This is a genomic window from Kitasatospora sp. NPDC001664 (genome assembly GCF_053596675.1).
On sequence record NZ_JBSFGS010000006.1, the window covers coordinates 182,174 to 194,527 of the forward strand.

Sequence of the window (12,354 nt, forward strand, 5' to 3'; positions counted from 1 at the left end):
CGTCGGCGTCAACCCCTTGGAGGTTCCCCGCTTGACCACACCCGCACCGCCCGCTGCATCAGGACGTACCAAGGGCGGTGAGCTACGAGCCAAGGTCGCCCGCCTGCTGGCTGGCCGGCCGGCGGACGCGCTCACCACCGGGCAAATATCCAAGGCGCTGGGCCACTCCAGCGGCGCCGTCGTGCAAGCGGTCGAGACCCTGGTGAAACGAGGCGAGGCCGACCGGGTCGGTGCCGGGAAGCAGTTCCGTGCGAACTCGCTGACCGCCGCAGCCGGGCGAGCCCCGGTGATCAGTCCACCGGGAACCCACTCCCCCCGCGCCGCCGCGGCCACTGCCCGCACGACTGCACCCGCACCCGCACCCGCGCCTGCGCCCAAGTGGACCGGCCCGATCCGCCGCCCGGGGGGACAGCTCTACCACCCGCGGCAACTGGCCGACCTTCCCGACGTCGAGGCGCTGACGCGCCTGCGCGACGCCGACATCCCGGTGCTGCTGTACGGTCCTCCGGGCACCGGCAAGACCTCGCTCGTTGAGGCTGCCTTCGACGACCTGATCACCGTCGCCGGCGACGGCGACACCACCGTCGGCGACTTGCTCGGCGAGTACACGCTGGACGACGGCGGAGGCTACGTCTGGCAGTACGGGCCGGTGGTCACCGCGATGACCGAGGGCCGCGCCCTGCTGATCGACGATGCGACCCTGATCTCGCCGAAGGTCTTGGCCTCGCTCTACCCGGCGATGGACGGCCGCCGCCAGATCCAGATCAAGGCCCACAAGGGCGAGACCATCCAGGCGAAGCAAGGCTTCTTCGTGCTGGCCGGGCACAACCCCAACGTGCACGGTGCCGTGCTGACCGATGCGCTCGCGAGCCGGTTCAGCGTGCAGATCCAGGTCGGCACGGACTACGACCTGGCCGAGGCGCTGCGGGTCGATGCCCGGGTGGTCCGGGTCGCCCGCTACCTCGCCAACCAGGTCGGACTCGGCGAGCTCGGCTGGGCCCCGCAACTACGGGAACTGATCGCCTTCCAGAAGACCGAGGCCGTCCTCGGCTTCAAGGCCGCCCTCGGAAACCTGATCGGCATCGCACCCCTTGAGGACCGCGCCGTCGTCGCCGAAACCGTCAAGAAGATCGCCGGCATCAACGACGTCTCGCCCCTCACGCTCGGCCGGCAGCTCTCCGCCGCGACCGCTCCGGCTGCCCAGAAGCCCCCGGGGAGTAACGGCTCCGCGTCCCGGGGCCGCCGGCGATGAGTGCCCACCACCACGTCCAGTCCTCCGTCACCGCGGCCGACGACGCCGACCTCGCGCGCTGGGACGACGACGGCGCCCCGCCCGCACAGCCCCGCTCGTCCCCGGCCGCGTGGCTGCGCGTGGGAGCCGAGCTCGGCGACCGGCTGGTCGCCCTGTCCGGCCGGCACGACCTGCTCGTCACCTGCCAACCGGGCACCCGCAGCGGCGCACCGGCGGCCTACTTCCCCGGCCTGGCGGAGGTCGAGTTCGACGCCACACTGTTCGACCCTCTTCAGGCCCACGAAATCCATCCGCGGATCGTGGGCGACGAAGAGAGGTACCCCGCCGCCTGGGGCGTTTTTGTCCACGAGGCGGCCCATGCCGCCCACTCCGGTTGGACGGAGCTGGCGGCCGGCGCGCACCCCCGGATCGTGGAGGCCGCGCTCCTGCTGGAGGAGAGCCGCATCGAAGGCACCCACCTGACCAAGCGTCCGATGGACCGCACGTACCTGCGCACCAGCGCCCGTACCCTGGTTATGCCCGACATCGCCAATCCGACCTTCCAGGGCATCGAACACGCCGCCGGCGTGGCGGCCCTGATCCTCGGTCGCCGTGACGTCGGCATCCTGGACGCCGGCGAGACCCAGGCGGTCGCCTCGTTGTGCGAACAGGTCCTTGGCGCAGATCTGCTGGCCACCCTCACCGGCATCTGGACGGCGGCCCATCGATGCGCCGACCACGACGCCACGACCATGCTCGCGCACGCCCAGGACTGGTGCGAGGCCCTGGACGCTGCCGCACCGTCCCTGCCCGCCCCGCCGGAGGACCTCACCGATCTGCTGGCCGGCGCGGTGGTGGTCGTCATGGACAGCATGGCCGCCAACGACCGTGCGGACCTCGCGGCACAACTCGCCGCCGACGTCGCCCTGGCCGCGCACGCCGAGGCACAAGCCCAGGACCGCGCCCAGCGGGCCAGCAGCGGACGCAAGGCCGCGGCCACCGCCCGCTCCGTCTTCAACCCCCGCGGCGCCACCGTCAATCCCGACGGCACACCCAGTTCTCGCACCGGCCCGATCACCGGCAGCCGCAAGCCGACCACCGCCGAACAGACCGCCGCCGGGCAGCTGAGCCGCGCGCTCCGTGCCGCTGCCTACCGCGAGCGGGCCGAGGAGCGGAGCACCAGCCCCACCCCACCCGGCCGCCTCAACATGAGGGCCGCCCTCGCCCGCGACGCCCAACGCGCGTCCGGCTCGGTGCCCACTGCGGAACCGTTCACCCACATCCGCCGCCGCTCCACCGCCACCCCGCCGTTGCGGGTGGGGATTGCGGTGGACGTCTCCGGCTCCATGAGCGCCGCCTGCGAGCCCGTGGCGTCCGCCGCCTGGATCGTGGCCCGGGCAGCAGCCATGACAGGCCCCGACTCCCGCACGGCCACCGTCGCCTACGACTCGCACCTGACCGCCCTGACCCGGCCCACCCACCGGGCACCGGCGCAGGTGACGACGTTCCGCGCCAGCGGCGGCAGCCACAGCTTGGGCGACGCCCTCGACGCTCTCGACCATGGCCTCGACCTCAGCCGCCCCGGGGCCGGCCGCCTCCTGGTGATCGTCACCGATGCCGTGTACACCCCTGACGAGACCGCCGACGCCGTCACCCGCATCCAGCGCCTCGGCGTCGCTGGCTGCGCCGTACTCCAGCTCACCCTCGACAAGAAGTCCCGCCACCTGCCGGGGACCACCTTGCTCCACCTGCCCAAGCCCTCCGCCGCCCCCGCCGCCATCGCCAAGGCCGCGACCGACGCCATCCGCAGGACACGCTGAGGCGTCGGGCTTTGGTGCGGTAGACGTCGCTGCCGGTTCGCCGAACTCCCGGCCCGAACCGAGGCCCCCTCGGTTCCCCTTCCCGCCAGGGCCGGCAACCCTGCGCCGCTTCGCTCACGCTGACACAGCGCGCCTGTGCCCGGACCAACTCGGTCCGGGCACAGGCGTGTTCGCCTGTGGCAGACGAACCCTCGAACGGACTACACAAACCGGGGCAGTCCAAGTCAACATGGACGACCGCGCCTGCCCGAAGGATGGTTTCCCTGTCTGTCGTGATCTCCGCCCCTGTCGTTCGCGGCCTCCGTCCCGGCGACGGCGTCGCCCACCGCGCCTGGCCGCTCGGGGAGGGCAACCCCAACGCCATCAGCGGCTTCCTCTCCGAGCACGGTTGGTCCTGGGTGATCGACGCCGAGGGCGGTCTGCACGCCGCGTCGCCGTGTACCCAGGTCTATGTCGGCTACCAGCCGGACAACCGGCACGTCGACACCTGGATCGTCGCGCTCACCGGCACCGCGCGGCAGCCCGGCTGGAGGGCCACCTTCGACCGGCACACTCCCGCCGAGCTGGTCATCGGCTTCCTCACCGATCTGGTCAACCGCTCCACCCTCCGCCCGTCCCCGAGTAGCTCGTCGACCTCCTGAAAGGACGCGCCATCCCCCGCACTCTCCGCCTGCCTGCCCATCGTCGCCTCTGCCTCGCCGAGTACCTGATCAGCGCCGCCGCTGTGGGCCTCGTCTTCCACGCGCTGCTGCGCAGCGAGCACACCGCCGTCCGTGTCGGCCTGTTCCTGTTGGTCCTCCAGCTGGTCGTCGCGCGGGTCCTGCTCTCGCGAGTGCCGGCCGTTGTCGAACCCTCCGGCCGCCGGATTCCCCGGCAGCGCTGCCCGCACTGCTGACCAGCTCCTCCCTCGCACGCCGCCGCGCTCCGGCCCGGCGGCCCAGTCATCGACGCGCACCTCGCGTCGAGCACCGCGACCACGGAGGCCCGTTGGAACCCGAGACCCTCGATCTGCGCGGCGACCGCGTAGGCGGAATCGCCCGAGCGTTCGGCACCGCCTACGGCCCCACGAACAGCGCCGGGGAGCGGACCCGCTACCACGTGCTGGCCTACCTCGCCCCGTCCGACCGCTACCTGCTGGCTGTCGGCGGAATCGACGGGGCCCACGGGCGCCCTCACCCCCGCGAGGGCACTTGCGGGTGGAGCAGCGCCGACCAGCTCGCCGAACTCGTCGTCGCCCACCCGGTCCGCGCCGACGGTGGCGGGCGCACCTTCTGCCACCACCACGTCGTCCCCGGCACCCCCGAGCGACCGTGCCGGGTCTGCCTGATCCGCTCGCCCCGCACCGACTGCTCCTTCTTCTCCCAGTCCCGCTACGCTCCACTGCCCCAGGAGGCTCTGTGACCACCGACCCGAACATCTCCCGTCGCGGCCTGCGCCGCGCGGCGGTCGTGTTCATCACGCTCACCGCCCTCTCCGGCGCCACCGCCGTCGTGGCGGGCCTGCGCCACTACAACGCCTGGGTCGCCGTCGAGCTGACCGCTTGCGGCGTGTGCGCCCTCGCCCTCTACCGTGTGAGCAGATGGCTCGACGCCGACGCCGACCGTGCGGTGCTTGCCGCCCTGGCCTCCGGCACGGACACCCCCGACGAGCTTGCCGCCGGCCTCGGCCTGCGGGTCGCCGTCGTGCGGCTCGCTCTCGCCCGGCTGCTGAACGCCGGCCTGGTCGCGCAGGACGCGCGCGGCAGCATCCGCCTGCTCGACCAGTAGCCGCAGCACCCTGCGGGGCAACGGCGAAGGGGCGGCACCACGAGTTCTCGTGGTGCCGCCCCTTCGCCGTATCGCCGAGTCCACCGAAACCGGGACAGGGACCGCGTGACCGCCGGCGGCGGCTACGGCCTGCCGGCTCAGTTGAGGTAGATTCCGGCCCAGACCCCGTCATAGCCCGCCGCCGCCATGGCGGTCTCGAAGCTGTCCCAGGCGGCCTCGGGCGCCGAGAAGTGCTGATCGAAGTACTCGACCGTCAGGAGATCCTCCAGCCACTCGTGGCCGCAGCGGCAGCGGACGAAGACGTGCCGGCGGACATTGAGGAGCAGCCAGTCGCGGGCCGCCTTGCACTCCTCGCACAGGATGACGGTGCCGCGGGGGTTCAGCTGGTCGTGGTGCGGGACCGCCCGGATCACGGGCTTGTCCGGCGAGAGCGTGGGGAAGTCGGGAATCGAGAGCTCAAGGAGATCGAGCGGCGGGAAGTCAGCCGGCTCGAGCGGGTCGTTGGAACCGTGGCCGTCGTGAGGTCTCGGCGAATCCGACAAGTACAGCCCTTTCGTAGACGTGCCGGGTGTAACCGGGCATGGGTCGGATTTATTCCCAAATTGGCACTTTGTTATCGATGTGTGATACAGGGAACTGGCACTCGATCCCGCTGCTAGCGGACCGATGAGCGGGAAGCAGCCTGACCGAACGGCGTGCGCGGTCCAGGTCACCTGCGAGGTGCCCCGGGCAGAGCGCGCGACACCTGCTCAGCGCGCAGGACCTGCATGACAAGGGCGGAGGCGGCCTTGGGGAGTCGGGGCGAGCGTGCCTCAGCAGCGGCGGTGCGGCCGGCCGGTGGGGTCGCTGCGGCCTCGTGCAGGAGGGCGGCGAGGGCCGGGCCGGTGGTGAGCCAGGTGTGGATGTCCGACCAGGTGTCCGCGTTGCGTTCCTCGACCGCTGCGGTGTGGCCGGGCTCGATCGGTGTCCCGTCCGCCCGGCTGTGGTGGCGCAGGGCTCCCTTCGACTCGTCGAGCATCCGGGTGACCCCCGCGACGGCGTCGGCAAGGGTGCGCAGGTGGTAGCCGCTCCGGTTGGCTTCGTCCCCGGGCGGCAGGCGGCGGTGGGCGGCGCGGCCGTCTCGAAGAAGTGCTTCGGCGTGGGGCAGGACCCGCTGGAGGTGGGCGAGCGCTTCGGCGTCACGGCGGACTTTGCCATCGTCGTAGAGCTGCTCGTCCAGCGGCCAGCCGTTGTCGTCGCAGAGGCCGTCGGAGATCGAGTCCCAGTGGTCGAGGGCCAGTTGGGCTCCTTGGAGGGCTTCTTCCAGGACGGCCAGCCGGTGGCGGGCCAGGAGCTGGTCGTGGCACGGCAGCAGGGTGCGCTCGATGTCGGCTGCTGCGGTCTGCGGGTCTGCGGGGGCTACGAGTTGGAGCTGCTCGCCGGCGACCGTCTGCCGGGTGTAGGAGTGCCCGTCGGTCAGGGCGATCGAGCGGATCGCGTAGCCGTGCCTGGTGGCGTGCTGTTCCTGGGTAACGAGGAGGCCGATCGGCCGGGCGGGGTTGGTGAGGACGGAGGCGTTGCGGAAGTCGGCGGCCCGGATGGGGCCGAGGGCGAGCATCGAGAGGATGTCGGCCATGTCCTGGTCGAGGTGCTGGTGGTGTTCGGCCGTCCAGGTGCCGGGCAGGCGGGCGGCGAGGGCGGTGGCGTAGGAGGGGAGGTCCACGGTCCTGTTCTCGGTTGTCGGGTCGGGCCTGGGGGCTGTCGTCGGTGCGGGCGAGCGGCTACGGTCGCGGGGCGGGCCCGGCGCGAGCAGTGCGCCGGGCCCGCCGTCGGTTCGGTAGGTCAGCCCGCGGCTGGGGCGGGGTCGACCGCGATGTCGAGCAGGCCCTCGGCGTGGGAGAGGTGCTCGTGGACCTGGGCGGCGTCGGCGCCGGTGACCACCACGTGCCCCAGGCGTGAGGTACCGAGGTCGCCGAGCGGGGGCAGGAGGACCTGCTCGCCCGGGCGGCACTCCCACACCAGGCGCTCCAGCCAGTCGGGGTTGCCCAGTTCGGGGCGGGGGCGGGCGGTTCGGACGGTTCCGGAGGTGTCCGGGTAGAGGAAGCGGACGCCGGCGGCGCCGGAGCGGGTGGGGGTGAGGTCGGGTTCGCGGCCGAGGGCGATGTCGGCCGCTGCGGCGGCGAGGTCGATGCCGGTGGCGAGACGGAGCAGGTGTCCGATCAGGTCCCCGCCGATGCGCCCGTTGACCTCGATCAGCCGGGGGCCGTCGGCGGTCAGGCGCATCTCGACGTGGGAGACGCCCGCGTTCATGCCGAGGGCGTCCAGGGCAGCCTCGGCGACCGGGCCGACCTGGGCAAGCAGCGGGTCGTCGGCGACCACGACGTGGCCGACCTCCTCGAAGTGGGGCTCGGGCCCGAGCTCCTTGCGGGTGACGGCGACTGCGGTGGTGATGCCGTGCACCGTGACGCACTCCACCGAGATCTCGGGGCCGTCCAGGTACTCCTCGACGAGGATGCCGCTGCCCTCCTCGCCCTGGTCCTCGGCCCGTCCGCTGGCGTAGGCGAACGCGCCCGGCAGGTCTTCGGGGTTCTCCACCTTGATCACGCCGATGCTGCCCGCGTGGGAGGCCGGCTTGAGGACCACGGGGTATCCGATGCGGCGGGCCGCGCGGGCGACGGTCAGCTGGGAGGTGACCCGGATCGACTGGGCGGACGGCACCCCCTCGGATGCCCACACTGCCCGCGAGGCGGCCTTGTTGCGGCAGGCCGCGGCGGTGGCCGAGGACTGGCCGGGCACGCCGAGGTCGGCGGCGACGTGCGCGGCCGGCACCAGCGCGTACTCGTCCCACGTCACCACGCCCTTGATGTCGTGCCGCTCGGCGAGTCGGGCGACCGCCCAGCGCAACTGCTCCAGATCGTTGAGGTGGGCCACCTCGTGGTCGCGGACGTGATCCAGCTGCCAGGTCGGCTCGGTGGCGTTCACCAGGACCAGCGGGCTGCGCCCGGCGGCAGAGGCGAGACAGTACGACCTGTAGGCCGGGTCTCCCGACCCCAGGACCAGGAGCACCCCCTCGCCGGGGGTGTCGTTCGTCGAGGTGTTGGTGGTGGTCATTCGGGTCCTTCCGGTACGGGGCGGCGCGGCGCGCGGAAAGGCGGGCACGGCGGTGTTCACCAGCGGGCTGGCGGGGGCAGGTGCGGGACGGCCTGGTCGCCGAGGCGCTTCGACAGCCGTCGCAGCGCGTGCCCGATGGCGGGTTGCTGGCCGGCCAAGTGGACGACGGTGCGCAGGATGCGGGGGCGGTAGCCCAGGCGGGCGTCGACGGCTCGGTGGTACGCCCGCCGACGAAGCGTCGGTCGCGTTCGTCGGCGGGCGGACAGCCAGACTCCGCGCTCGCCGGCCCGACGCATCGCGCCGATCTTGTGGTAGGTGGCCGACTTACTGCGGGTCGCCCGTTAGGCGGGCACTGCACCGTTCTCCGACCGGCTGTCAGTGCTCGGTGGCATCATCGGCCGAGTGTCCATACCGCTGCGGACAGGAAGCATCTACTCGTTGAGCGACCCCCGTGACGGGGCGATTCGCTACATCGGGCAGACCACACAGCCCTTGCCCATGCGCAGGGATCAGCACCTCTACGACCCGACGAATCCCGCCATGGGCGTGTGGATCGGCCTCCTGGTCGGCCAAGGGCTCGAACCCATCATCAAGCAGGTGGTTCGAGTACCCGCCGCCGACCTTGTCAAGGTCGAGAAGGAGCAGATCGAGCTTCACCACCGTGGGGGCCACCCTCTTCTCAACGGCGAGCACAGACGCCGGAATCTCAAGCCGCTAATCCGGAACGCGCAGTTGCTCGCTGGCGTGCAACCGGGTGCCCACGTGGCCCAGGACGGTTCGTCACCGCCCGGACCAGGGCCGCACGTTGAGGAGAAGGACGACCTCAGCAACCCCCTCGGCCTCGGACCTGAAGCCCTCGGCCGGTTTCAGTGGCGGGCCGAATGGCGCATCAGGCTGCCAGCGGGCCACAACCGCTTCGGCGTGTTCCTTCTCGATGCCGGATGGCTGTTGGGCCAGTGGCTGGCCCTGATCCTGGGATTCTGCGTCGGCGGGGTGCGGACGTTTCTGGGCCGTAGCAGGGTGCGCAAGTGGGCAGGGCTGCTGGCCCTGTACGCAGCCTTCATGCCCTCCGACCCGGGGTTGAGGGCGTTCGCGCGCGACTACGTCCTGCCCCACCTGCCGGTCGCACGCATGGAAAGCATGTGGCACACGTACTTCGAGCACTATGCCACCACTCTGCTCCGCGGCTTCGAGGTCGTCCTCGCGATCGGGCTCGGCGGATCCCTCCTCCTCTTTGCCATGACGTACAGCGAGCAAATCAAGCTCGCCCGCGAGGCCAGGAGCCGGAGGGCCAGAGAGAAGAAGGAAAAGCTGAAACGGGCTGCGGCTGCACCGCCCGGCCCCCGCATCCTGGCCGCGGACTTGGACGGCGCCCTGGTCTACGGGATTCCCGCCTCGCCGGCCGTAGCGGCCATGCTGCCCCAACCTCCGGCTACCAGCTGATCCGCTTCGGCGGGCGAAGCGTGCTGATCACAGGACTCCCGGACGGGAGTCCTGTGATCAGCGGCCCCGACGGTGACGGCCGACGGTGACAGCACCTGCCCGTCCCGGCTGGTCCGTTCCAACCTGCGCGGCGGCCCCCGTCCTGTTGCTGGAGACTGCTGGCAGATTCGCCAGGCGCCGAACTCGCCAGACCATCACGGCAGTCACGGAATCGGCGCTGCCCAGTTCTCGCCAGCTCCTGGCCTCCTCCAGCAGGGCTGCTGGATCGTGGCCGGCGGCCTCGGCCTCGGCAATGGTGGCGGCGAGGGCGTCCCACCCTTCCTCTGTCGGTTGTCCGGCGGGCAGCCGTTCGCGGATGACGGCGGCTTGTCGCTCGCGTACGGCCGGTGCCAGGGCCCGGCCTCGCGCGGCCATGGCGGCCATCGGGCGGGCGGCCACGGTGGCGTACGCCGCCCGAAGCTGTTCGGCCGCAGCGCTGGCGGCGGCGGCCTGCTGGGCGTGGGAACGGGCCGAGTGCCACCTCGCCGCCGCGATGGCCAAAAGGATCAAGGCCGACAGCAACATCGCAGTGACGCCGCCGTCCTCGCCCCGGTTGCCCGCGTACCCGCTGCTGAGCATCTGGCGGGCCGCCGCGCGGACCGCACGGTTGTCGGCCCGCTCGGCACGCACATGGGAACGCGAGGCCCGCTCGAACGCCCTTGCTGCTGCAACGAGTTGGGCCCTTGTATCGGCCGGGGCGCGCACGGCCAGGACGTCGATGATCTCGATCGCTCCGACCAACTGCGCCGCCGCGTCCTCGTCGCTCCCTTCCTCCATGACGTGGGTGGCTTCGTCCACTGCGGCGGCGGCGGCGCGGCGGGCCCTGGCGGCCCGGGAGCCGGGCACACGCGCCTCTCCGGTGCCCTGCTGGCCCTCCGGTGCCCCGCTCCCGTCGTTGCGCCGGACGCCGCTGCCCAGCCGCTTGCGGATGCGCGGGAGGGACAGGTCGGGGGCCAGTTTCGAACCGGGAAAGTAGACGGGTTCGCCCTTGCCGTTGCGGTCGTCGGGATCGGCGACGGAGTAGCCGAGCAAGTCTCCCGACGGGGCGATCCTGGGCTTGACCAGGAGGCCGGAGGAGCGGAGACGCTTGAAGAACTCGTCCTCCGTGGCGGCACCCGCGACGGCCTGGCGGACCATGTCGCGCAGCTGGAGGCGCACGGGTTCCGGTCGGCCAAGGCGCTCGGCCTTGTGAACTTCCGCGCTCGTGGGGCGCTTGGCGGCGGTCTTGTCGCCGGGGTTGAGCTGCTTGAGGCCGAAGTCCTTCTCGATCTGTCGGCACTCGTCCTGGGCGCGTTGGGCGTCGCCGTTGAGGCGGGGCTGGCGCAGGTCGCCGCGCACGATGGTGGCCATGATGTGGATGTGGCGGGGGTCGTGCCGCACCGCGATCCAACGGCACCCGTCCGGGTCGCCGAGGTCGGCGATGCCGGCGGCGGCGACGACCCGGCGGGCGACCTCGGCCCACTCCTCGTCGGTGAGGATCCGGTCGCCCGGCTCGGCGCTGACCGGGCAGTGCCACACGTGCTTCGACGGACGCCGGGTGCCGAGCTGGTTCACCCGCAGGTCGAGAACCTGCTCAAGCTGCTTGAGGGTGGCCCGGGGGTCGCGGCCCGGGTCGGGGGCGAAGCCGTCCCAGGACGCGACCATGTGGGGGTCGAAGTGCTCGTCGTGCTTGCCGGGGCCATAGAGGTAGGCCAACAGCCCGTAGGTCTTCTTGCCGCGGCTGATGTCAGGCACCAAGCGAGCTCCCGGCGACGAGCTCGGCAGCGGTGGCGTCGACCACGGCCACCGCCTTGCGGACCGCGCCGAGGGTGGGGTCGAGGTCGGCCGGCTGGACGTAGCCGGCTGCGTTGAGGCCGAACGCGATCTGGTTGAGGTTGTTGCCGACGCGGGCGAGCTGGGCTCGGGCGGCGGCGAGTTCGTCGACGGCGCGGTCGAGGCGGTCTTGCGGATCGCCGACGGCGCTCTGACCGCGGGCGGCGGCAAGGGTGCTGGTGGCAACGAAGCGGGAGACGGTCTGCTCTCGCTGGCTTGCGGCAGCGGCGATCTCGTCGCGCTCAGCGAGGTTGAAGCGCACGACGATTCGGTGAGCGCGCTGCTCGGTGTCGCGGTGGCGGCGGCGCGGGCGACGATCAGGCTTCAACTCATCTGCTGCTTCTACGGGTTGGGGGCTGGTCGTGAGCTTCTCCTTTCCTCGGTTCCCGGAGCGCCCTCGCTCCGGGCTCCTGGGGAGGAGTCGAGCGCCCTCGCTCGACTCCTCCCCAGGTCCCTCGCCCCCCCGGGGCGAGGGCAAGTGCCTGGGGTGGCCCGTAGGGCTGCCCCAGGCGATAGCTTGCTGCGCCGTAGGGGCCAAGCGGTCAGGCACCTAACTGCGGTACTGGGCAAGCACTTTGGCCAGATCAGGCGGCGGTGTCCTCCAGTTCGATCTTGGCGTCAAGGAGTACTCCGAGCCCGTAGTCCATGACCTCGACGGGGCCCTCCAGGACGACCTTCGGCCCGTGGGTGGTCCGGCGGACGAGCCAGCTTCCGTCGCTGGCGGCGGTGGCGGTGCGGACGAGACGCTGCTCCATGAGGAGGCTCATCAGGGCATCGGGCGTGGTCTTCGGCATGCTGGTGCGGGTCATGGGCGTTTCCTCGGAAGCGAGTTGGGGGTGGGGTGGGGTCGCTGTGCGACGGAGTGCGATGGGCGCGCGGTGCCGGTCGGGGGAGTCGGCGGAGGTTTGGCGTCGGCGGCCTCGATCATCTGCAGCAACCTGCCCATGCGCTCGTTGCTGATGGAGTAGCCCTGCTCGCGGAGCCCCGCGGCCACGACCTCCCTGTTGGTGCGGCCAGCTCGCGCGGCGGCCTGCCTGGCGACAGGAACCAGCACCTCGAGCTTCACCCGCGTCCGTCCGGTTGTCGGTACCGGACCGGACGGACCCGACCCCGGTACCGGACCGGACGGAGGCACGGGCACGGGGACCGGACC

Annotated in this window: 14 protein-coding genes; 7 read left to right on the forward strand and 7 right to left on the reverse strand. The window is 71.9% G+C overall.

What is annotated here, in order from left to right:
* Positions 1-106 precede the first annotated feature (106 nt).
* From ACWCYY_RS11235 to ACWCYY_RS11260, 6 genes are all read left to right on the forward strand, one after another.
* Entirely contained in the window at positions 107-1,252 is a 1,146-nt protein-coding gene (locus tag ACWCYY_RS11235; RefSeq protein ID WP_449795899.1) for an AAA family ATPase, read from the forward strand.
* Positions 1,249-3,051, forward strand: coding sequence for a hypothetical protein (locus ACWCYY_RS11240; protein WP_449795778.1), 1,803 nt, complete (start codon positions 1,249-1,251; stop codon positions 3,049-3,051). The genes ACWCYY_RS11235 and ACWCYY_RS11240 overlap by 4 nt, the downstream gene beginning before the upstream one ends.
* A 272-nt stretch (positions 3,052-3,323) precedes the next feature.
* A complete protein-coding gene (locus ACWCYY_RS11245; protein ID WP_449795779.1) occupies positions 3,324-3,692 on the forward strand; it encodes a DUF317 domain-containing protein in 369 nt (122 codons plus the stop codon).
* A gap of 83 nt (positions 3,693-3,775) precedes the next feature.
* Positions 3,776-3,946, forward strand: coding sequence for a hypothetical protein (locus ACWCYY_RS11250; RefSeq protein ID WP_449795780.1), 171 nt, complete (start codon positions 3,776-3,778; stop codon positions 3,944-3,946).
* A gap of 92 nt (positions 3,947-4,038) precedes the next feature.
* On the forward strand, positions 4,039-4,452 hold the full coding sequence (locus ACWCYY_RS11255; RefSeq protein ID WP_449795781.1) for a hypothetical protein: 414 nt from the start codon (positions 4,039-4,041) through the stop codon (positions 4,450-4,452).
* On the forward strand, positions 4,449-4,817 hold the full coding sequence (locus tag ACWCYY_RS11260) for a hypothetical protein (protein ID WP_449773203.1): 369 nt from the start codon (positions 4,449-4,451) through the stop codon (positions 4,815-4,817). The genes ACWCYY_RS11255 and ACWCYY_RS11260 overlap by 4 nt, the downstream gene beginning before the upstream one ends.
* 137 nt (positions 4,818-4,954) lie before the next feature.
* Here ACWCYY_RS11260 and ACWCYY_RS11265 read toward each other — a convergent pair whose 3' ends face one another.
* The 4 genes from ACWCYY_RS11265 to ACWCYY_RS11280 all read right to left on the reverse strand — a co-directional run bounded on the left by ACWCYY_RS11265 (position 4,955) and on the right by ACWCYY_RS11280 (position 8,203).
* Complete coding sequence (locus ACWCYY_RS11265; RefSeq protein WP_449795782.1) at positions 4,955-5,230, reverse strand: hypothetical protein; 276 nt, start codon at positions 5,228-5,230, stop codon at positions 4,955-4,957.
* A gap of 296 nt (positions 5,231-5,526) precedes the next feature.
* Positions 5,527-6,519 carry a hypothetical protein gene (locus ACWCYY_RS11270; protein ID WP_449795783.1) on the reverse strand — a complete coding sequence of 331 codons (993 nt, stop codon included), beginning with the start codon at positions 6,517-6,519 and terminating at the stop codon, positions 5,527-5,529.
* Positions 6,520-6,638: 119 nt separating this feature from the next.
* Positions 6,639-7,907: an ATP-grasp domain-containing protein gene (locus ACWCYY_RS11275; protein WP_449795784.1), complete on the reverse strand. Its 1,269-nt coding sequence runs from the start codon at positions 7,905-7,907 to the stop codon at positions 6,639-6,641.
* A gap of 56 nt (positions 7,908-7,963) precedes the next feature.
* Positions 7,964-8,203, reverse strand: a complete 240-nt coding sequence (locus ACWCYY_RS11280; RefSeq protein WP_449795785.1) for a hypothetical protein — start codon at positions 8,201-8,203, stop codon at positions 7,964-7,966.
* Between the two features lie 106 nt (positions 8,204-8,309).
* Between ACWCYY_RS11280 and ACWCYY_RS11285 the strand changes: the two genes are divergently transcribed.
* Positions 8,310-9,350: a hypothetical protein gene (locus ACWCYY_RS11285; RefSeq protein WP_449795786.1), complete on the forward strand. Its 1,041-nt coding sequence runs from the start codon at positions 8,310-8,312 to the stop codon at positions 9,348-9,350.
* A 57-nt stretch (positions 9,351-9,407) separates the two neighbouring features.
* Here ACWCYY_RS11285 and ACWCYY_RS11290 read toward each other — a convergent pair whose 3' ends face one another.
* From ACWCYY_RS11290 to ACWCYY_RS11300, 3 genes are read right to left on the reverse strand one after another with little or no spacing between them, the layout of a single operon-like run.
* Positions 9,408-11,123: a relaxase/mobilization nuclease domain-containing protein gene (locus tag ACWCYY_RS11290; protein WP_449795787.1), complete on the reverse strand. Its 1,716-nt coding sequence runs from the start codon at positions 11,121-11,123 to the stop codon at positions 9,408-9,410.
* Positions 11,116-11,751, reverse strand: coding sequence for a plasmid mobilization protein (locus ACWCYY_RS11295; protein ID WP_449795788.1), 636 nt, complete (start codon positions 11,749-11,751; stop codon positions 11,116-11,118). The genes ACWCYY_RS11290 and ACWCYY_RS11295 overlap by 8 nt, the downstream gene beginning before the upstream one ends.
* Positions 11,752-11,785: 34 nt before the next feature.
* Positions 11,786-12,010: a hypothetical protein gene (locus ACWCYY_RS11300; protein ID WP_449795789.1), complete on the reverse strand. Its 225-nt coding sequence runs from the start codon at positions 12,008-12,010 to the stop codon at positions 11,786-11,788.
* Positions 12,011-12,354 lie beyond the last annotated feature (344 nt).

Bases quoted from the DNA above. Each gene is read 5' to 3' on its own strand.
- ACWCYY_RS11275 (WP_449795784.1), bottom strand. From the start codon at position 7,907: ATGACCACCACCAACACCTCGACGAACGACACCCCCGGCGAGGGGGTG.
- ACWCYY_RS11300 (WP_449795789.1), bottom strand. From the start codon at position 12,010: ATGACCCGCACCAGCATGCCGAAGACCACGCCCGATGCCCTGATGAGC.
- ACWCYY_RS11240 (WP_449795778.1), top strand. From the start codon at position 1,249: ATGAGTGCCCACCACCACGTCCAGTCCTCCGTCACCGCGGCCGACGAC.
- ACWCYY_RS11280 (WP_449795785.1), bottom strand. From the start codon at position 8,203: ATGCGTCGGGCCGGCGAGCGCGGAGTCTGGCTGTCCGCCCGCCGACGA.